Below are 19,367 nucleotides of genomic sequence, written 5' to 3' on the forward strand. Positions count from 1 at the left end.
CTGGCGAAGCCTGCGTTCGGCTGCGAAGCAGTCGTGAAATCAGGCAATGCGGTCCTTCAGGACTACCTCATGCTCAGGTTTTACGACTGCTGCGCAGCCGAACGCAGGCTTCGCCAGCTGCTACAAGGTGTGTGTTGCAGCTGAAATGACTTCCATCAGCTCAACACATAGTCCACCGGTTCCAGCTGCGGTGGCAGTTGCGTCACGCCCAGTGCTGTCAGCACATCCCGTTCGACGCTGCGCACCAATGCATCGGTGGGCAGGTCGTTTTCATCGCGACCGAACGGGTCTTCCAGCTCATCGCCAATCGCATCCAGGCCGAAAAAGGTATAGCTGACAATGGCGGTGAAAATCGGTGTCAGCCAACCCAGTGGCTCGGCCATCGCGAAGGGCAGCAAAATGCAGAACAGGTAGATGGTCCGGTGCAGCAGCAAGGTGTAGGGGAAGGGCAGCGGCGTGTGTTTGATCCGTTCACAGACCGCTTGCACCTGGGTCAGGCGGGTCAAATGGTTGGCCATGAGCGTATAGCGCCATTCATTGATCGCGCCTGACTCGGCGAGCGCCGAACACTGTTGGCCGACCTGCAGCAGAATCCCCCCGCTGATATCCGCCGCGTTGTCCTTGGGCATGGGGTTCAACCATTCACCACTGGCCGCCAGTTCGTTTTCTTTACGCAGTTTGGCATTGAGCGCATGGGCGAAGCCGCAGAGGTTGCTGAGGATATTGTGTCGCTCGTTCGCGTCCTTGATGACCTGGGTTTCGCGCACCATCGAGCGAATGTCCACCAGCATGTCGCCCCAGGCTTTGCGCGCTTCGTACCAGCGGTCGTAGCAGGCGTTGTTGCGAAAACTCATGAAGATCGACAACGACAAACCCAGCAGGGTGAAGGGCGTTGCACTGACCTTGGAGAAATAGCTCGGGTGCAAGGTTTCGATGAGCACGATGGCCGAGGCGAGCAGCGTTACCAGAAGGCTGCGCCAGGCAATTCGCTTGGCGATCGAGCCCTTGAGTGAAGTCAGGACCCCGATCAGATTGGGTTTGGGTCTAACGATCATGGTGTTCAGCCGCCCGTCATGTTCATGAAGCGAACCACCTGGACATCGTCGTTCACTTCGAAATTGTGCCGATAGGGTTTGAGTTTCATGGCCTCGATAATGGCTTTTTCCAGGCGCTCGGGATGGCTGCGCAAAACGGCCTTGAGGTCGACGGAGTGCTCATTGCCCAGACACAGCAGCAGACGACCTTCCACCGTCAACCGAACCCGATTGCAGGTGCCACAAAAGTTGTGGCTGTGGGGGGAAATGAACCCCAGACGAATTTGCGGTGCCTCAGCCAGGCGCCAGTAGCGCGAAGGGCCTTGGGTCGACTCGGCGGACTCGATCAAAGTGTAGCGCTCGGCGATCCGTTCACGTACCTGGTGGCTTGCGTAAAACGACTCCGCGCGGCTGTGTTCACTGATGGTGCCCAACGGCATTTCTTCGATGAAAGAAATGTCGAGGTTTCGCTCGATGGCAAAGCTCACGAGGTCGTTGATCTCGTGGTCGTTACGGCCCTTCATCACCACGCAATTGAGTTTGGTGTGGCGAAATCCCGCGGCGTTGGCCGCGTCGATGCCTTTGATGACCTGCGCCAGATCACCGGTGCGCGTCAGTTCACGAAAGCGTTGCGGGTCCAGGCTGTCGAGGCTGATGTTGAGCCGTTTGACCCCGGCCTCGAACAACGGAGCTGCAAGTTTGCCCAATTGCGAGCCATTGGTGGTCATGCACAGTTCGCGCAGGCCGGGCAGGGCGGCGATCTTTTCGCACAGCTGCACCACCCCCGGACGAATCAGCGGTTCGCCTCCCGTGAGGCGGATCTTGCGGGTGCCCAACGCCACGAAGCTTTCGGCCAGTTGGTAGATTTCTTCCAGGGTCAGTACCCGTTGGCGTGGCAGAAACTGCATGTCTTCGGCCATGCAATACACGCAACGGAAATCGCAGCGGTCGGTTACAGACATCCGCAGATAGTCCACACGCCTGGAGAACCCATCGATCAAGACTCGCTCTGACATGACATTCTCGCCTGCATCCGTGAAATGAGTATTCCGCTATTAACGGAGTTGTTGAGCGCAGGCTAAGAGCAACTAGAGAGGGCGTCCAATCACTATTAATGACCGGCTGATCGACAGCATCGATGAAGGATTTATTTAGGCAGATAAAGTTGTTTTATATATGTGCAGCGGACTGATTAATAACGAAAAAAACTCATGATAGATGTCCTCGATAATGTGGTCGTAAATAGCGATTAGACAATATTTAAACCCCGTTCATATTCTTTCTCCGTCAATCGAACAAAGACCTGAATCAGGTCGAAGCCTGTGTGCATTGTCACGGAGAATCACCATGTCTCAAGTCGACCGTTACAAACCCTACAAAGGCGCCGCCGCCGGTTGGGGCGCGTTGATCAGTGTCACCAAGAACTGGTTAAGCAGTGAAAATGCCCTGAAAAACATCCGCGCCATGCTCAAGACCAACCAGAACGGTGGCTTTGACTGCCCTGGCTGCGCGTGGGGTGAGTCGCCGGAAAGCGGCATGGTCAAGTTCTGTGAGAACGGCGCCAAAGCCGTGAACTGGGAAGCGACCGGTCGCCTGGTCAACCCGGCCTTTTTCGCCAAGTACAGCGTCTCGACGCTGTCCGAGCAGAGCGATTACTGGCTGGAGTATCAGGGGCGACTGACCCATCCGATGCGCTATGACTCCGCCACCGATCATTACGTGGAAACCACGTGGGACGAAGCGTTCGCCCTGATCGCCCGGCACCTCAATGCGCTGGAGTCGCCGGATCAGGCCGAGTTCTACACCTCGGGCCGGGCCAGTAACGAGGCGGCATTCCTCTACCAATTGTTCGTACGGGCCTACGGCACCAACAACTTCCCGGACTGTTCCAACATGTGCCACGAAGCCAGTGCGGTCAGCATGGGCGAAAGCCTGGGCGTGGGCAAAGGCACCGTGGTGTTCGACGATCTGGAGCATGCCGACGCGATTTTTGTCATCGGCCAGAACCCCGGCACTAATCACCCGCGGATGCTTGAACCGCTGCGCGAGGCGGTCAAGCGCGGGGCGCAGGTGATCTGCATCAACCCGCTCAAAGAGCGCGGGCTGGAGCGTTTCCAGCATCCACAACACCCGATCGAGATGTTGATGAACGGCTCCGAGCCGACCAACACGGCCTACTTCCGTCCGGCGCTGGGCGGGGACATGGCGGTCATGCGCGGCATGGTCAAGTTCCTCTTGCAGTGGGAGCGCGAAGCGCAAGCCACCGGTGGTGAGCCGGTATTCGACCATGCCTTCATCGCCGAACACACCTCGGGAATGGACGCCTACCTGGCCGAAGTCGACGCGACCACCTGGGCGCACATCGAGCAGCAGTCCGGCATGACCCTGGCCGACATCGAACTGGCCGCGCGCATGTACGCCAAAGCCAAGCGCGTGATCATGTGCTGGGCGATGGGCCTGACCCAACACACGCACTCGGTGCCGATGCTGCAGGAAGTCATCAACCTGATGTTGCTGCGCGGTAATGTCGGTCGTCCCGGCGCTGGCCTGTCGCCGGTTCGCGGTCACAGCAACGTGCAAGGCGACCGCACCATGGGCATCAACGAACTGGCCCCCGTCGAATTGCTGGATGCACTGGAAAAACGCTTTTCGTTCAAACCACCGCGCGCGCATGGCCACAACACCGTCATGGCGATCGGCGCGATGGAGCAGGGGCTTTCAAAAGTGTTTATCGCCCTGGGCGGCAACTTCGCTCAGGCCACCCCTGACACGCCGCGTACCCATGCGGCCTTGCGCAAATGCGACCTCACGGTGCACATCGCTACCAAACTCAACCGCAGCCATTTGGTCACCGGGCGTGAAGCGCTGATCTTGCCGTGCCTGGGCCGCACCGACATCGACGTGCAGGCCGAGGGACCGCAAGGCGTGACCGTGGAAGACACCTTCAGCATGATCCACATCTCCCATGGCCAGTTGAAACCCAAGTCGGTGCACCTGCGTTCGGAGCCGGCGATTGTTGCCGGGATCGCCGCGGCGACACTGGGCAAGCATCCGATCGACTGGAACTGGGCCATTGGTGACTACGGCCGCATCCGCAACATGATCGCCGACACCATTCCCGGCTTCGAGGATTTCAATCAACGCTTGCTGCACCCGGGCGGTTTCCATATGCCGAACGACGCGTCGAATCGCCTCTGGAAAACCGCGACCGGCAAAGCCCGATTCATCCCGAGCGTGTTACCGGAGCATCTGATCAGCGAAGGCGTGCGCAACCTGAAAGTGAAGCCGCATCTGATCTTGCAAACCATGCGCTCCCACGATCAGTACAACACCACGCTGTATGGTCTGGACGACCGCTATCGCGGGGTTTACGGCATGCGCGATGTGGTGTTTGCCAACGAGCAAGACATTCGCCGACTCGGTTTCGAAGCGGGGCAGAAAGTCGATCTGGTGGCGCTCTGGGACGATGACCGCGAACGTCGGGTCAGCGGTTTCACCTTGATCGCCTACGACATTCCCGCCGGTCAGGCGGCCGCGTACTACCCGGAGACCAATCCGCTGGTGCCGCTGGAAAGTTACGGTGACCGTACGTACACCCCGACTTCCAAGTTCGTCGCCATCCGGCTCGAGCAAGCGGGCGCGAGTAACGTGATTACGTCTTCCGTCGCGTAGTTCAAACCGGGGCGGTCAACCACGCCGCTCCGGTTTCACCGAAAACCTTTCGACATGTGTTGGCTGCAGGCCTTACGGCCTGGCGGTGGCCCGACCGTGTGCCGCATTTTTTCAGCATCGATGAGGATATTCATCATGTTTAACCTGGAGGCACTGGACCTGGCGCGAATTCAATTCGCGTTCACGGTTTCGTTCCACATCATCTTTCCCGCCATCACCATCGGTCTGGCCAGTTTTCTGGCCGTGCTTGAAGGGCTTTGGCTCAAGACTCACAACGACACTTACCGTGATCTCTACCATTTCTGGTCGAAGATCTTTGCCGTCAACTTCGGCATGGGCGTGGTCTCGGGGCTGGTCATGGCCTACGGCAGTTCGCCGGCGGCACGCTGGACTGGCTGGCACCGTTTCCGCTGTTTTGCGGTTTCGGTCTGGTCGTCGCTTACGCACTGCTGGGCAGCACCTGGTTGCTGGTCAAGACCGAGGGCATGCTGGAATCGCGGATGCGCCTGTTCACCCGACCTCTGGCCGGGCTGTTGTTGGCGGTGATCGGGGTGACCTGCGTGTGGACGCCGGTTCTGCGCCCGGAGATTGCAACGCGCTGGTTTGCCCATGCGCACCTGGCGGTGTTCGGTTTGATCGGGGCCTTGTTCATTCTCCCGATCATCCTGATGTACACCTGCTGGAGCTACTACGTGTTCCGCGGCAAAGTGAGGATCGGCGATGGCTACCATTAAATCGCGTCAGCCTGAACCCGCGCGCTGGTATCGGCGCCTCGGGTGGCTTGTGTTGATCTGGCTGGGCAGTGTGCTGGCGTTGGGTGTTGTGGCGGGGGCATTGCGATTGTTGATGCAGGCGGCCGGGATGAGTACCCACTGACGATCGCCACAAAAAGAAACCCGGAGCCCCATGACAGGGCTCCGGGTTTTTTCTATTGAGCGTCCCGAACTCACTGCGCCCCGAACATCGCCGTCCAGTAAATCCCCGGGTCACTCTTCGGATCGACCGCATAGGCGGCGCCCAACTCCCGGTAATTTGGGTTCATCAGGTTCGCGCAGTGACCGGCGCTGGACACCCAGCCATCGACCACCTTGCGCACGGTGTCTTGGCCGGCAGCGATGGTCTCGCCGACCTGCCCGCCGCTGTAGCCGGCCAATTCAGCCCGATCACCCGGCATGCGGCTATCGCGGTCCTTGTGATCGAAGTAATTGTTGTTGGCCATCGACCGGGCGTGCTCCTCGGCCGCCGTCGCCAGTGCGGCGTTCCAGGCCAATGGCGTGGCGGCGGCAAAGGATTGCGTGCCGCACTGGCGCGGCTGACTGCGTGCGATGTTGAGCTCGGCCAGCAGCTTCTGGCCTTCCGCCTGCCAATCGCCCAGGCGAGCGCTCAACAGTGGACGTGCCAGCACGATGTGCCACTCACGGTCCTGGCGGCTGACGCCGACATCGACGAATTGCGGGTCCAGCACGATCTGGCAAAAGCTTTCCTGAATGGCTTTCATCGCCGACGGCGCATCGCGCGGCCCGGACAGGCTGATCGCCTGTACATTCTTCATCGGATAACCCGCGCTGGCCATTGCCTGCTGCAGATTGCCGACGCTGTTGGCGTTCAGCGCCAGCCGTGGATCGCCGGCCAGCGGTGGCAGTTCCTGCGATACCTGACCTGCGCAGCGCTGCACCTGGCTGCGGTAGAGGTTGATCGAATCGATCAGTTGTTTCTCGTCGGCCGCCAACGCGTTCATGGCGAACAACATCCCCAGTGACACCGTGGCAAGACGCATAGCAGATGATTTGACGCACATGGAAATCCCCTTGAGCTGACTGCGCCCATGATGCGCGATTTCACCCCCGCGAGCACAATGACTTTTCACGCCCGAAGACAGTTTTTTTGTCCGTCTGCTGGAATGAATTCTGGCAACTACAATCAAGCAAAGTCGCCAGTGCGGCGTGCTTCCGGTTCCGTCCGAAGGGTCGATCATGCGAGTTATCTGGATAGCCACCTGCTTCGCAATAACCCTTCTCGCCGGCCAGGCCATCGCATCTGAGCAGGAGCAAAAAAAGGAAGTGGCTGAGGACAAGGCCGAGGTCCTTGAGCATAAAGCTGCGGAGAAGGGTACCGATGTACCGGTGCCCAGGTCAGAAGCCATCACCACCTCGGAAGTTCAGGCAGTCGATCCCGCCGGTGCGTCGCCGCTGGACGATGCAATCACCTGTATGGCCCGCTCCATCTATTGGGAAGCCAAAGGCAAATCGTCCGCCAACATGGAAGCCGTCGCCAGTGTAGTCATGAACCGCCTGGGCCATGAGGGCTTTCCGGACACGGTATGCGCCGTGGTCAAGCAGGGTTCTGAAACCAAAAATTGTCAGTTTTCGTGGTGGTGTGATGGACGCTCGGATCAGGTCCAAGAAGAAACCCAATACACGATTGCCAAGGAAATCGCGCGCAAGGCGCTCAACAAGCAACTGAACGACCGAACCAACGGCGCGATCTATTTTCACGACAGGAAGGTGAAACCCGCTTGGGCCAGGAAATACATCAAGACCACGGAGACTTCGATGTTTCTTTTTTATAAGCCGCGGGGTGGGTCGGCGAAGTAGGGGGGCGTTTTTTGCCAGCGTCGTTCAAGTCGTGAAGGCTGCAACCTTGTTCCCAACCTCGAGTCGGTGAAGGGGACTGCTGTAATAGCGGCAAATGAAGGCGCGTGCGGCGTTACCCGACGCGCCAGTCTGTCATTTGCTGGCGTCCAGCACGACGCGGTAACGCGCCTTGCCACTGCGCAGGTGATCGATGGCTTCGTTGACCCGGCTCATGGGAAAGCGCTCAACCTGCGGCAGGATCTGATGCCGTGCGCAGAATTCCAGCATGGTCGCCGTGGTACCGGGTGAGCCGACCGGCGAGGCAGACAAGCTCTTTTGTTGGGGAATCAGGTCGAACACGTGCACTGGAATAGCGGTGGGCACTACGCCAACAAAATGCAGGCGTCCCTTACCGCGCAGGGTTCCAAGCATGGCCGGCCAGTCAAGGTCGGCGTTGGCGGTGACCAAGAGAAAATCCAGTGTGCCGGCAATGGATTTCAGCGCATTGCTGTCGGTCGAGGCGACTACGTTGTGCGCGCCCAGGCGTCTGGCTTCGTCCTGCTTGCTCAACGACGAGGTAAAGGCCGTGACTTCGCAGCCCCAGGCGTTAAGGAAGCGCAGTGCCAGATGACCGAGGCCACCGATGCCCACCACACCGACCCGGTCAGTGGGTTTGACGTCGAATTCCACCAGCGGATTGAACACCGTCGAGCCGGCGCAGAACAGTGGCCCGGCCATGGCCGGGTCGAGTCCGCCCGGTATCGGAAGGGCCCAGGCCCAGTGCGAACGCAGGCGGTCGGCGAAGCCGCCGTTGCTGCCGATGATGGTGGGTTGGACTGTGCCGCATAGATGGTGGGCGCCGCCGATACACGAGGAGCAATGCATGCAACTGCCCTTGTACCAACCAATGCCCACCCGTTGTCCTACTTCGAGCCCGCGCACCTGCGCGCCCACTCGCACGATACTGCCGACCACCTCGTGGCCGGGGATAAAGGGGTATTGGCTAATGCCCCAATCGTTATCGATCAGCGACTGGTCGGAGTGGCAGACGCCGCAATATTCCACGGTGACTTCCACCTCTTCGTCCCCCAATGGACCGGGATCGTAGCTATAGCGCTCCAGTGGAGCGCCGGCCGCCGTTGCGGCCCAGCCGGTGAAGGTCGTGAGTTCGGTGCTATCGCTCATTGGGTACCTCCAGATCAGGAGTGAGGTAATGGCAACTCAGGTGTCGCGACGGAACCAGGAAAGTGTAGCGTATCGCTTGCCGTCGTCTCGGTTACCCAACGGTCGCATTCGACCGATTCTGTTGAAAAAGTCGACCCGGCCAAGTGGGGGATCGATGGAATCCAGGCGTATATTGATAGTGTCGATCCAGATAGTTGAGGCGATAGTAAATCGTCGGTGGTGTGACAGGCGAGAACGCTGGGGGGAGCTAGATATCCCGGAACGTTTGGAGGTGTTACATGAGCCAATATCAACGACTCTTTCTGATAGCCGGTCCAGGCATGCGTCATACCCCGGCGTTGGAGCGAGCTGTCGCCATTGCCGAAGCCACTGGCGCAGCGCTGCACATCACGGTGTTTATCGAAGACTCCAACCTCTTGGGTTTGAAGAGCGCGGGTGCACGTTTTCGTGAGGCCTGTCAGCAAGAGAACGAAAAATGGTTGAAGGATGAGGTCGATCTAATACGCCAGCGCGGGGTGATGGTGAGTACCGAAGTGCTTGTTACGCGAACCGCGCTGCAAGAAATACTTCAGCATGTGGCAGAAATGCAGCCGGATCTGGTTATCAAGGACGTGCAACACGAGTCAGCGCTCAAACGCGTTTTCATTACGCCTCTGGATTGGCACCTGTTGCGCGAATGTCCGGTGGCTGTGCATCTGGTCAGCGAAATCAGGTGTCCACTTCCGCGGGTGGTAGTGGCGGCAGTCGATCCGTCACAACCTGAGACTCAGATCACTGGCATCAACGACCGCATCATCCAGGCGGCGAACGGATTGTCTATGCAATGCAGCGCGGAACTGCATCTGCTGCATGCCTACGATCTATCGCAGACACATATATCCGACGCAGGCGCTGGTGCAGTGACGATGCCAGGTTTCAGCAACGATGTGCGCAAGTCACTGCAAAAGTCATTTATCGCATTGGCCGACCACTACGGTGTGCCCACTGAGCGACAACACTTCGTTGAAGGGCCACCTGGCAAAGCGCTGGCCGACTTTGCAGCGCATCACCGGGCCGATGTGATCGTCATGGGAAATGCGCATCGCAAGGGACTGGGCAAATGGGTGGGCAGTACGACGGAGCATGTTCTGTATCGAGTGCCCTGCAACATTTTTGCCGTTACGGGGTCTGCGGATCAGTGAATGTATTCGCTATTAAAAGACTCGCAAGGAGCGCCTCAGCGACTGGGGCGTGATTTTTTGAGGGCGCGTGTTGAGATCTCCCGGGAGGTATCGCCATCGGTTGCCGCCAAAAGCTCAAATCAAACGGCGTATGCCGACATGCCAGCAGTTTGTCCGCCGGTTGCTCCTCGCCGACTCCGGTCATCCGCGACCAGCTGCGATCGACCCATTGCAGACATTCATAACAATTAAGCTAAAGGGCCGGCTTTAGCCGGTCCCGGTGAACGAAGCGAACGATTTGAACGCATTGTCAGGGGGTACTTTCTGTGGCGCTGGTACCCTGAAGCCGCTCTAGGCTACTTAGCTTGTGGACTAACAGCCTAGCCCCACTATCATCGACGAAGTCCTCATACAGGACAGTGTTGTCTCGGAAGTGATTGTCGAGGCGATTCAGGACGTCTCTTAGTGCTGCGAGCATATTCTCGACTGCGGCTCTGCTGATGCCGCTGAGAGGATTGGAGTTTCGGTTGCTGAGGTAGTTGTGATCTTGATGTGCTATACGCTTGTTGCGAGTCCAGTGAGCGAAGCGAGCGGTGTTGAGCACCTTGTTAGGCGTATTCAACGGAATGTTCCATTTAAAAATTTTCTGCCTCGGGCGCACGGAAGGCCTTACTGTAGTAGCCAGACTGGTCGAAACAGCAAACTTGCTTCTTGCCGGATGCAAGCATATCGCAGGCATCACCAATTCGTTTTGCGCGCGTCTTAAGTTGCTTGGCTGAAGTAATCCAGTGTATCCAGTCTACTCGTGCGATGGTCGTCGTATTGTTCCAAACTTTACGAGCCTCAGGAGTGGCTGCCAGTGCCTCCTGAAAATCTGGTGGGATGTCAGGCTCGGGTTCCTTCTTCACAGGGGTTATCTCTAGCGTAACGATATCCCCAACGGCCGCGCCTGCGGCTTCGTGTAACTCTCTACTTACCTGCAGCCAATGGCTCAGCTGACCATCCGGCTCAAGGGTTGCCTGGAAATGGTGCCCATTGATTGTGCCTTCAACTGTCGTCCTTCCTCGCCTCGGAAGCTGTTCACTCGCGTCTCTTGGCAGTACTACGAACGCCCACGACGTATCATTATCAGGCTTTGCCGGACGAAGCAGCTTTGCTTCGAATCGGGATTTCACATCGATTGTTGTCATTGCAACTCCTCCAACTAATACGCCTAACTACTATTTGGCGACATCACTGTCGCGTTTAAACGCGACAGTGATGTCGTATAACGTTCCTTGTCGTCCTGCAAGCCCTTGTCTAGCCTGGAGAAAATGCAGCAAACGCGACATAGCCCAAGGAGAAACGCGACATGGATGACGCCGAGCTCAGCTGCGCTTTTTTAAACCAGCTGACGATAGCCGCGAAATGCGTTATCTGCATCAGCGGCGACAGTCTCTTGGTGGTTACATGCCGGTGCGCAATCGTACGGCCGCCGCCGTGCCGGTGCCTCCGATTGCAAGCTATGCCAGCTTCGTCACTCAGGCCGAAGGCAAGGAAATGTCTACCACCATGACCTTCGTACGGATGCTCAGCAGCCTGCTGAAGGACAAGCAACTGGGCCCGCGCATTGTGCCGATTGTCGCCGACGAAGCGCGCACCTTTGGTATGGCCAACCTGTTCAAGCAGATCGGTATCTACTCCAGCGTCGGCCAGCGTTACGAGCCCGAAGACATCGGCTCGATCCTCAGCTACCGTGAAGCCACCGACGGGCAGATTCTCGAAGAAGGCATTAGCGAAGCCAGCGCCATCAGTTCCTGGGTTGCTGCGGCCACCAGCTATTCGGCCCATGGCCTGCGTATGCTGCCGTTCTACATCTACTACTCGATATTCGGCTTCCAGCGGGTCGGCGACCTGATCTGGGCCGCGGCTGACCAACGTTCCCGTGGCTTCCTGTTGGGTGCCACGGCTGGGCGTACCACGCTCGGCGGTGAAGGCTTGCAGCATCAGGACGGCACCAGTCACCTGATCGCCGCCACTGTACCCAACTGTCGCGCCTACGATCCGGCGTTCGCCAGCGAGTTCGCGGTGATTCTTGACCATGGCATGCGCCAGATGCTCGAACAGGACGTCGACGAGTTCTACTACGTGACCCTGATGAATGAAAACTACCCGCAACCGACTTTGCCCGAGGGGATTGAGCGGGCGATCATTCGCGGCATGTACTGCTTCATTGAGCAGCACCCGGCTACTCCGAAAGGCAAGGTGCGCTTGCTCGGCTCGGGCACTATCCTGCGCGAAGCACTGGCCGCCGCCGAGTTGCTGGCCAACGATTGGCAAATTGAAAGCGAGGTGTGGAGCGTCACCAGTTTCAGCGAACTGGCTCGTGATGCGCGAGACGTCGAGCGCTGGAACCGGCTGCATCCGCAAGCCGACGTCCGCACCAGCCATCTTGGCGAATGCCTGCCCAGCGGCGCGCCGGTGGTGGCCGTGTCTGACTACGTGCGCGCGTTGCCGCAACTGATCGGCTCGTACTTGCAATCACGCTATACCGTACTGGGCACCGATGGGTTTGGGCGAAGCGATACCCGTGCGGCGTTGCGCGACTTTTTCGAAGTTGATCGCCATCACATCGTGTTGGCAGCCCTCGCTACCCTTGCCGACGAAGGCACGGTTGATCGACAACTATGCGCCGAGGCGATCAAGCGCTATGACCTGGATTGTGAGAGCCAGGCCTCGTGGACCTGCTGATACGTACCTCCATTTTTTTGGCGTCGGCATAGGCCGAGTTATCTTCGATTAGCTGAGGCGGGCATTAGCCCGCTCTCTGCTTGAGGCTTGTTCAACCGCCAACGTGTGTTGTCGGTTGAAACAGGGCTCAGCTGCGGATGAACGCCCAGAGATCGGCATTCAATTTGTCGATTGCGGCCTTAAAGTCTTTCGTGGTGATTTTCTGGCTTTCGTTCGACAGCTGGCTGCCAAATACCTTGCGTACGACTTTGGCTACGGTCTGATTGGTTTTCGCGTCGATAAACTCGGCTTCGATGAACAGGTTAGTGTCCTGATCCCGGTGACCGGTGGCTGCCTGCGTCGCCCCGACCACGGCCGCGACCGGCACCACTTCATACCATTTCATGCCTTCGTTGGAGGCACTCACACCGGTGATAGCTGCGCGCAGGATCAGGGGTTTTGACTCGGCCGGTGCTGCGCTCTCGTTCGACACCACCCGGTATTTCTGGCCCAGCACGCCTTTGGCCTTGCTGGTCATGTAGTTCTGCAATTCGTCCAGCGTCTGCTGGTTGACCCGTTCGTTGGGCTTGGGCGCCGGATAGAGTTCCAGCTTGTTGAATACCACCGTGTCGTAAGCATTTGCGTTCCACGATGGACTCACCCAGCGCATGGCCTTCTCGCCGCTGGTGGTGGTCACTTCTTCCAAGTTGTTGTAGTTGGGCAGAAAGCCGGAGTATTGGTCTCGTTCCGTAACTTTCGATGTACAACCAACGAGGAGGAGCCCGAACAACGCGGCGCCGATAAGTGATTTTCGGGACAAGTTCATAGTGGTATGTGCTCCTTGGATATAATCGTTTTTTTTTTCGTTAGCCTTACGTCAGAATCGCCAGGTCATGTTTCCGGTCAAGGCTTGAATCCAGGCGTTGTCGAACTGGCCGGAAGTTCGAGTGCCCGACACGGATTTGGTCTGATCCACCGGCTGGTCGCCGAGCCAGGCCATGACCCAGCTAACGTTGACATCGGTGTCCTTGTTCAGAGCATAGGTGGCCCCCGTTGCAATGCGCCAGGATTCGCCCATGGGCACGGTGAAGGTACGATTGCTGTCCGAGACGGCGCTGCTGTCATACGCCACACCGAAGTTCCACAACAGTTGCTCGGTGGCCTGGTATTGCGCGCCGAGGGAGAGATGCCAGGTGTCCTTGAAGTTGGCGTCGACGGTTCTCGATTGCGATCCCAGCGCCGTGGTGTCGACCTGAACGGCGATGTCACCGAACTCCGACCAGTCCTGCCAGTTGACCGACGCCAGTAACGCCCATTGCCGGTCGAGTTGCTGGAACAAACTCAGGGTGACGGTTTGCGGCACCGTCATACCCAGTTGGGTGTTGGTGCCATTGACTCGCTCCAGCAACCGGCCATCGCCCTTGACGTCCAGCCCGTCTTCGAATTCAAGGTCGATCTTGCTGGTGTAAGTCAGACCGATGCGCGTGCCGGGTTGCGGGGCGTAAATCACGCCCACGTTGGCGCCAAAACCCCAATCCTTGTCCTTGTACTTGAACTGCCCGTCGCTGCGGTCGGTGAAGCCGAACGGCGAGCGGTCGATGGCGGTCTGTGCTTGCAACATGCCGTACATGGCTCTCACGCCTAGCCCCACTGACCACTGCTCGTTAAAGCGGTACGCCACGCTCGGCACCATCGACAAACCAAGCAGGCTGGCGTTCTGCGCGAAGTAACGCCCCGACCATTCGTTGTCGTAATTGACCGCCAGCCCGAAGTCGCCGTACTGGCCGAAGCCGACACTCCAGTGGTCATCCAGTTCATGGCTGATGAAGAAGCTGCCACCGGGAATCGGATCGAGAGCGTTGCCACTGCCGCTGCCCGTGACGTTGGTATCGGAATCGCGGTCAAAGGTCAGGTCGCCATAAAGCACCTGCAAACCGCCGGTGATCTGCGTGCCCGGCAGGTAACTCATGCCCGCCGGATTACTGGCGATGGTCGAAGGGCCTTGAGCGCGGGCGGCGGCACCGGCATTGGCCAGGCCGGTGTTATCCGTGCCGATTTCGTAGAGCATGATGCCGCCAGCCCAGGTTTGCTGACAATAGAGCGCAAGGAGCGTAAGGGTGGGCAGGGCTGCTGTTCTGATTTGCATACTAACCTCGGTAAATATCCATTATCGAATTAGCGTAGCTGGCGGCCACATGCCCATGGATTCATCAATAGGCGCCCCACGCACCCTCTAAATCGAATTATCAATCATCGAGATAATCTGAACTAATCTGAACGGGGCCGGTTCGTTCGCCAACGGTCCAACATAAGTGGTAGTCCATATTCTCAATATCGAGAAGGAGCTACTGATGAACAAAGGCTTTTACTTCACCCCCGTTATGGCTTTGGCAATCATTGGGCCCCAAATCGGTCTTGCTGCCGATAGCCAGGCAGAGCTGGCCAAACAATCACTGAATCCGGTTGCCGCGCTCTACAGCGTGCCCATTCAATACAACTGGAACCAGAAACTTGGCCCCAGTGGCGAGGGCTATCAAAGCGTTACCAATATCCAGCCCGTGCTGCCATTCAGCCTCAACGACGAGTGGAATCTTATTTCCCGAACCATCCTGCCGGTTATCGATCAGCATGGCCTGGTACCTGGTGGGCAGGCGGACAAATCCGGTATCGGTGACGTGACCCAGAGCTTCTTTTTTTCACCCAAGCACCCGACCGCGAGCGGTTGGATTTGGGGGGCTGGGCCGGCGTTCCTGATACCGACCGGCAGCGATAAGTTTCTGAGCGGTGAACAATGGGGGGCGGGTCCCACCGTGGTTGCCCTCAAACAAAGTAATGGCTGGACACGCGGCATTCTGGCCAACCACATCTGGTCGCTGGAAAACAGCCCGCCCGATGACAAAGACAAAATCAACCAAACCTTTCTGCAACCGTTCTTTAGCTACACCACCCATACCTATACAACTTACGGCATCAACACTGAATCCACCTACGACTGGCAAACCCGCGAATGGTCAGTGCCGATTAACCTGTTCGTCACCCAGTTGTTCAAAGTGGGTCATCAACCCATGAGCCTGCAAGCAGGGCCGCGTTACTGGGTTGACAGCCCAAAAGATGGCGCGGAGGGCTGGGGATTTCGGGTGGCGTTTACGCTGTTGTTTCCCAAGTAATTCCAACCCTGCTTATCCAGCCCTGAACAGCGCTTCGCTACATCGCGACTCTTTCATTTGTGTACGCAACTGCCAGAGCCCAAGCCGCAGTGAAGGGAATAAGGCAATGGGTTTCACGGCGCCGCGGCATCAAAAGGGTATATTTTGCCCCACTCTTTCGCCATATCCACTACTGTCCAGTTCTGCGCCCGAGCTTCATCCAATGCTTTGTCCAGCTTGCCGACCTTCGACTCTCGGTCGTACGCCCATTCACGCTGTGCATCGGTGTGATGCACAAGTCCCATGAAGCGCTTGCCGTCGCCCGCGGCGGTCCATTGCAGCATTTGCTGATCGCCATCGGAATTACCAAAAGCGAAGATCGGTCGGCGGCCTATAACGGCGTCAATACTGACGGGTTTACCTGGGCCATCGTCGTTATGAGCGAGCTTGGGCATGCGCATGATCACCGGCTTGCCTGCGTTATATTGATACTCAGCGGTGAAGGTAGTCCCGATCACCTGCTCCGGTGGAACGCCATACACTTCCTCCGTCCAAGCGCGCATGAACTCCACTTCGCCTCCAGACACGATGTAGGTTTTGAAGCCGTTGGCTCGCAAATAGGCTAGCAACTCCAGCATCGGCTGATAGATCATTTCCGTGTAAGGCTTATGGGTTTTTGGATGCACAGCTTTAGCCAGCCATGCTCGGACATTGGCCAAAAAGGCTTGCGTACTGATCTCGGTATGGGTGGCATCGATAACTTTCATCTGTCCCTCCATGCCGCTGCCAGCCAAGGTTTTCTGATCGTTTTCCAGCACTGCCTTGAATGGTTGCTGCTGTTTCCATTCTGGATGCTGTGGTGCCAGGCGCTTGACCTCCTCAAGGGCAAACAGCATCTGAAAATACATGGGCTGCTCGCTCCACAATGTGCCGTCGTTATCGAACACTGCAATACGTTCAGCCGGTGGCACAAAATCCTTGGAATCATCAGTCGTCACTGCTTGGACGAATTCCACAATGGCGTGTTTGGAGGGACCCTCTTGCCAAGATGGTAAAGGCTCGGCAGCTTGCAGCAGCAGTGGCCACAACAAGGCAAGCCAGAGCCAACGCATTGACGGACGAGTCAGCGAGATGGCGGTCATAAATTTACTCCCCTCAAAAAATCAGGTGAGAAGGTGGATCATGAAATACCCGCTGCTTTGTTTGTCGCCAGTGGTGACTACTCACCAACATCAATCTGCGAAGGGGCGACCTCTGGTGAAGCCGCCATTTTTCGGTTGATTTGATCAGTTGCCGGCTGGCATCGGCAGGTTAATGCCTTCTTTTTTTAGGGTCTCACGTACAGATTGGAATTTCTGGTACTGGGACAACTCGATCGGCCCGTCGTAACCCATGCTTTGCAATTTACGTGGTGGGTAATCGACGTAGGTTTTCATCAGCTTCATGATTGCGCCCGTGATCGGCACCATCGTCCAGGTACGCTCGGTAAAGTTGTTCATGAAGAGGTCATAGCGCTCTTGCGGGTCTTGCCACAAGTCAAAGATTTGCGGCACGGTGGCCACATATTTTTCTGCGCCTTTCCATCCCAGGTTAGTGTCCACGGCCAGGCCACCGGTTTGCGCGCCATCATCGCCCCGCAGGTTGAATACGGCTTTATAGTTACCAACACGGGCCGCCCCCGGGGATAATTCGTTCTCGGTAAAGTAGAACCACTCCTTACGCGGAGAAGGGCCACTGCCGGTGAGTACTGGGGTCATGTCGTAACTGTCGAAAATGATCGGCTGACCCTCGCGATCTTTCTCGGGCAGCTTCACACCGGCAACAGAGGCGAATGTCGCCATCAAATCCAGGCCACCGAGAATCTCGTGGTTTTTTGTGTCGGGCTTGATCTTGTCTGGCCAGACGGCAATTGCCGGTACCCGGTTACCGCCCTCACGCACAGTGCCCTTAGTCCCGCGGAACGGGGTGTAGCCGGCATCCGGATAAACATCCTGCCAGGCCCCGTTATCAGTGGTGTAAACCACCAGAGTGTTCTTATCTAGGCCGAGCGCCTTGAGCTTGTCCATGATGCGGCCGATGTGGGTATCGAGTTCGACTACAGAGTCGGCGTACTTGGACTTGGACATGGATTTATGAATGAACTCCGGTGCCGGCATGTTCGGCTGGTGGACTTTCATGAAGTTCACGTTGATGAAAAACGGCTTGTCCGATTTGGCCGCCGTATCGAGAAACTCCAGCGCGGCTTTTTCGACATAGTTGTCAAAGAACGGAATGCCGACCACGCCGGGTTTGCCGTCCACGACAGGCGTGTCCACGTACTGGCCATTGACCTTGAATTCTTCGACCGGTTTTTCGCCCGCCTTGCCGGACAAAGCGCCCTTGGTCACTCTTTGAAACATCGCGCGGGTATCCGGGTCCATGTCCGGGAACCATTCGGGGTCTGCATAGGTGTAGGCATTGAGGTGGTACAGACCGACGTATTTCATCACGTCATAACCTTGCGCATTGGGCAGCGCATAGTCGGCTTCGCCCAAATGCCATTTGCCGGTGAAATAAGTGTCGTAGCCACCGGTTTTCAACACCGATGCAAGCGTCCACTCCGCTGCCGGCAAGCCACCGCCCTGGCCCTGGAAGGCCACAGTGGTCATCCCGCTACGGTTGGGGATCCGCCCGGTTTGCATGGCCGCCCGGCCAGGCGTGCAGCTTGGCTGGGCATAAAAAGAATAAAAAGTGACCCCTTCTGCCGCCAGCTCATCGATGCTGGGCGTAGGCATGCCTCGGCCGATCCCACCTCCGTAGGGGCCGAGGTCGCCATAGCCGGTATCGTCGGAAACGATAAACAGAATATTGGTCTTTTCCGTTTGCACCGCGTGGGCAAGTCCGTTCAGTGACAAAAGTGCAGCAAACACGATAGATAATCTGAAACGATCCGATAGCTTTTCCATACCAGGATTCCTCGTTGTTTCATGGTGTTAGCAACCGGGTGATGAGTGCACATCAATATTGACCCTTGGTGCATTGACCACCGAGCAATTAGCCTAGGTACTGCGTACAGAATCATTTCCCCCTTATTGCCTGACCATGCACGGGTTAAGGCGCACGAATGAGTCTAGTGCGGTTTTGTTAATTGAACGTGGCGATTGCTATGTTTTAGCGGGTGTATGTAACGCCAGGATTACAAACTGTATATACACCCATCATGAATACGATAAACAGCAAGGCAATCGCCAGATATGACGGCGTCTCTATTCACAAATGAAATAAGCAAATTCATCGAGTCGCTTGCGCAATATCGCCGCAGAAAATATCGACATTGCCATCCTCGGGTGAGGTACGCACGACAACGGAATACTTGCCGGAGAGCAGGTCTGGCATTTTTATCGGCGCGCTTCTGTAAAAGGACCATCCACCGGTACCCGCATTGGGTTCAGTGTTTACCTTGTCGTTCATTGCGTAGGCGGCTGGCCCTGGTTGCTGGCAACTGCCTTTGTTGATGAACGTGTATAAGCGCGGAGGCATGACGGTTCCGATTGGAACGCCTGTGATGTAGAAGTCAAAGTTGGTTTGATTGCCTACGCCGGTCAACGTGGTATTGGCAACCTGCCCCGGATTTTTGTGGGTCGCTGCCAGAGGAAGGTTCATTGATTGGTTTGATGAGCTGGTGCAGCCGAAGAGACTTGCGGTGATCAGCGTTGCGAGGGGGATACAGGGGTTCATTGCCAACCTCCAATAATGGAAGAAGTGCGTTGGGCGGACTATTGGGTATAGCTCATTCATACGGCGTTACGCTCATGAGCATCTACTTTTATAGCCCCCCAAATCCCTGAAAACCCCGGTTTATCAATCAGACTTTTTGAACCCGAATGCTCACCAGCCGGAGTACCTGCA

The 19,367-nt window shown here is 57.2% G+C and carries 16 protein-coding genes and 2 pseudogenes; 8 read left to right on the forward strand and 10 right to left on the reverse strand.

Annotated features, from left to right (window positions below):
* Positions 1–155: 155 nt before the first annotated feature.
* The gene (locus ACMXYI_RS19605) at positions 156–1,055 is read right to left on the reverse strand and encodes a bestrophin family protein (protein ID WP_415768658.1); all 900 of its coding nucleotides are present in this window, start codon (positions 1,053–1,055) and stop codon (positions 156–158) included.
* 5 nt (positions 1,056–1,060) lie between these two features.
* Positions 1,061–2,050, reverse strand: coding sequence for a GTP 3',8-cyclase MoaA (gene moaA / locus ACMXYI_RS19610; protein ID WP_415768659.1), 990 nt, complete (start codon positions 2,048–2,050; stop codon positions 1,061–1,063).
* A gap of 331 nt (positions 2,051–2,381) precedes the next feature.
* On the opposite strand from moaA, the gene ACMXYI_RS19615 reads away from it, so the two are divergent.
* The 4 genes and pseudogenes from ACMXYI_RS19615 to ACMXYI_RS19630 all read left to right on the forward strand — a co-directional run bounded on the left by ACMXYI_RS19615 (position 2,382) and on the right by ACMXYI_RS19630 (position 5,582).
* Entirely contained in the window at positions 2,382–4,706 is a 2,325-nt protein-coding gene (locus tag ACMXYI_RS19615) for an FdhF/YdeP family oxidoreductase (protein ID WP_415768660.1), read from the forward strand.
* Between the two features lie 135 nt (positions 4,707–4,841).
* Positions 4,842–5,147, forward strand: a pseudogene (locus ACMXYI_RS19620) (cytochrome ubiquinol oxidase subunit I); the annotation flags it as partial.
* Positions 5,135–5,440, forward strand: a complete 306-nt coding sequence (locus tag ACMXYI_RS19625) for a hypothetical protein (RefSeq protein WP_415773933.1) — start codon at positions 5,135–5,137, stop codon at positions 5,438–5,440. The pseudogene ACMXYI_RS19620 and the gene ACMXYI_RS19625, both read left to right, overlap by 13 nt.
* Positions 5,427–5,582 carry a DUF2474 domain-containing protein gene (locus tag ACMXYI_RS19630; RefSeq protein WP_008151525.1) on the forward strand — a complete coding sequence of 52 codons (156 nt, stop codon included), beginning with the start codon at positions 5,427–5,429 and terminating at the stop codon, positions 5,580–5,582. The genes ACMXYI_RS19625 and ACMXYI_RS19630 overlap by 14 nt, the downstream gene beginning before the upstream one ends.
* A 70-nt stretch (positions 5,583–5,652) precedes the next feature.
* On the opposite strand, the gene ACMXYI_RS19635 is transcribed toward ACMXYI_RS19630, so the two are convergent.
* Complete coding sequence (locus ACMXYI_RS19635; protein WP_415768661.1) at positions 5,653–6,504, reverse strand: CAP domain-containing protein; 852 nt, start codon at positions 6,502–6,504, stop codon at positions 5,653–5,655.
* 175 nt (positions 6,505–6,679) lie between these two features.
* On the opposite strand from ACMXYI_RS19635, the gene ACMXYI_RS19640 reads away from it, so the two are divergent.
* Positions 6,680–7,300, forward strand: coding sequence for a cell wall hydrolase (locus tag ACMXYI_RS19640; RefSeq protein WP_415768662.1), 621 nt, complete (start codon positions 6,680–6,682; stop codon positions 7,298–7,300).
* 132 nt (positions 7,301–7,432) lie between these two features.
* Here ACMXYI_RS19640 and ahr read toward each other — a convergent pair whose 3' ends face one another.
* Positions 7,433–8,464 (reverse strand): NADPH-dependent aldehyde reductase Ahr, encoded by a 1,032-nt coding sequence (ahr, locus tag ACMXYI_RS19645; RefSeq protein WP_415768663.1) that lies wholly within the window; start codon positions 8,462–8,464, stop codon positions 7,433–7,435.
* Positions 8,465–8,742: 278 nt separating this feature from the next.
* On the opposite strand from ahr, the gene ACMXYI_RS19650 reads away from it, so the two are divergent.
* A complete protein-coding gene (locus ACMXYI_RS19650) occupies positions 8,743–9,645 on the forward strand; it encodes a universal stress protein (RefSeq protein WP_415768664.1) in 903 nt (300 codons plus the stop codon).
* Positions 9,646–10,259: 614 nt separating this feature from the next.
* On the opposite strand, the gene ACMXYI_RS19655 is transcribed toward ACMXYI_RS19650, so the two are convergent.
* Positions 10,260–10,814 (reverse strand): YdeI/OmpD-associated family protein, encoded by a 555-nt coding sequence (locus ACMXYI_RS19655; RefSeq protein WP_415768665.1) that lies wholly within the window; start codon positions 10,812–10,814, stop codon positions 10,260–10,262.
* Positions 10,815–10,995: 181 nt separating this feature from the next.
* Here ACMXYI_RS19655 and ACMXYI_RS19660 point away from each other — a divergent pair.
* Positions 10,996–12,354, forward strand: a pseudogene (locus tag ACMXYI_RS19660) (transketolase-like TK C-terminal-containing protein); the annotation flags it as partial.
* A gap of 127 nt (positions 12,355–12,481) precedes the next feature.
* On the opposite strand, the gene ACMXYI_RS19665 reads toward ACMXYI_RS19660, so the two are convergent.
* Positions 12,482–13,159: a DUF3313 domain-containing protein gene (locus ACMXYI_RS19665; RefSeq protein WP_415768666.1), complete on the reverse strand. Its 678-nt coding sequence runs from the start codon at positions 13,157–13,159 to the stop codon at positions 12,482–12,484.
* A gap of 51 nt (positions 13,160–13,210) precedes the next feature.
* Positions 13,211–14,479, reverse strand: a complete 1,269-nt coding sequence (locus ACMXYI_RS19670; protein WP_415768667.1) for an OmpP1/FadL family transporter — start codon at positions 14,477–14,479, stop codon at positions 13,211–13,213.
* Positions 14,480–14,714: 235 nt separating this feature from the next.
* Here ACMXYI_RS19670 and ACMXYI_RS19675 point away from each other — a divergent pair, with 235 nt between their 5' ends.
* The gene (locus tag ACMXYI_RS19675) at positions 14,715–15,500 is read left to right on the forward strand and encodes a transporter (RefSeq protein ID WP_415773934.1); all 786 of its coding nucleotides are present in this window, start codon (positions 14,715–14,717) and stop codon (positions 15,498–15,500) included.
* Between the two features lie 113 nt (positions 15,501–15,613).
* Here ACMXYI_RS19675 and ACMXYI_RS19680 read toward each other — a convergent pair whose 3' ends face one another.
* The 3 genes from ACMXYI_RS19680 to ACMXYI_RS19690 form a co-directional block, all read right to left on the reverse strand.
* Positions 15,614–16,621, reverse strand: a complete 1,008-nt coding sequence (locus ACMXYI_RS19680; RefSeq protein ID WP_415768668.1) for an HAD family hydrolase — start codon at positions 16,619–16,621, stop codon at positions 15,614–15,616.
* A gap of 144 nt (positions 16,622–16,765) precedes the next feature.
* Positions 16,766–18,424, reverse strand: a complete 1,659-nt coding sequence (locus tag ACMXYI_RS19685; protein WP_415768669.1) for an arylsulfatase — start codon at positions 18,422–18,424, stop codon at positions 16,766–16,768.
* Between the two features lie 325 nt (positions 18,425–18,749).
* Positions 18,750–19,196 carry a hypothetical protein gene (locus ACMXYI_RS19690; RefSeq protein ID WP_415768670.1) on the reverse strand — a complete coding sequence of 149 codons (447 nt, stop codon included), beginning with the start codon at positions 19,194–19,196 and terminating at the stop codon, positions 18,750–18,752.
* Positions 19,197–19,367 lie beyond the last annotated feature (171 nt).

The organism is Pseudomonas lyxosi (assembly GCF_047758685.1).
Taxonomy (GTDB): Bacteria; Pseudomonadota; Gammaproteobacteria; order Pseudomonadales; family Pseudomonadaceae; genus Aquipseudomonas; species Aquipseudomonas lyxosi.

Excerpts from the sequence above, each read along its gene's own strand:
- ACMXYI_RS19605 (WP_415768658.1), bottom strand. The coding sequence starts at position 1,055 with ATGATCGTTAGACCCAAACCCAATCTGATCGGGGTCCTGACTTCACTC.
- moaA (WP_415768659.1), bottom strand. The coding sequence starts at position 2,050 with ATGTCAGAGCGAGTCTTGATCGATGGGTTCTCCAGGCGTGTGGACTAT.
- ACMXYI_RS19615 (WP_415768660.1), top strand. The coding sequence starts at position 2,382 with ATGTCTCAAGTCGACCGTTACAAACCCTACAAAGGCGCCGCCGCCGGT.
- ACMXYI_RS19630 (WP_008151525.1), top strand. The coding sequence starts at position 5,427 with ATGGCTACCATTAAATCGCGTCAGCCTGAACCCGCGCGCTGGTATCGG.
- ACMXYI_RS19635 (WP_415768661.1), bottom strand. The coding sequence starts at position 6,504 with ATGTGCGTCAAATCATCTGCTATGCGTCTTGCCACGGTGTCACTGGGG.
- ACMXYI_RS19640 (WP_415768662.1), top strand. The coding sequence starts at position 6,680 with ATGCGAGTTATCTGGATAGCCACCTGCTTCGCAATAACCCTTCTCGCC.
- ahr (WP_415768663.1), bottom strand. The coding sequence starts at position 8,464 with ATGAGCGATAGCACCGAACTCACGACCTTCACCGGCTGGGCCGCAACG.
- ACMXYI_RS19650 (WP_415768664.1), top strand. The coding sequence starts at position 8,743 with ATGAGCCAATATCAACGACTCTTTCTGATAGCCGGTCCAGGCATGCGT.
- ACMXYI_RS19655 (WP_415768665.1), bottom strand. The coding sequence starts at position 10,814 with ATGACAACAATCGATGTGAAATCCCGATTCGAAGCAAAGCTGCTTCGT.
- ACMXYI_RS19665 (WP_415768666.1), bottom strand. The coding sequence starts at position 13,159 with ATGAACTTGTCCCGAAAATCACTTATCGGCGCCGCGTTGTTCGGGCTC.
- ACMXYI_RS19670 (WP_415768667.1), bottom strand. The coding sequence starts at position 14,479 with ATGCAAATCAGAACAGCAGCCCTGCCCACCCTTACGCTCCTTGCGCTC.
- ACMXYI_RS19675 (WP_415773934.1), top strand. The coding sequence starts at position 14,715 with ATGGCTTTGGCAATCATTGGGCCCCAAATCGGTCTTGCTGCCGATAGC.
- ACMXYI_RS19680 (WP_415768668.1), bottom strand. The coding sequence starts at position 16,621 with ATGACCGCCATCTCGCTGACTCGTCCGTCAATGCGTTGGCTCTGGCTT.
- ACMXYI_RS19685 (WP_415768669.1), bottom strand. The coding sequence starts at position 18,424 with ATGGAAAAGCTATCGGATCGTTTCAGATTATCTATCGTGTTTGCTGCA.
- ACMXYI_RS19690 (WP_415768670.1), bottom strand. The coding sequence starts at position 19,196 with ATGAACCCCTGTATCCCCCTCGCAACGCTGATCACCGCAAGTCTCTTC.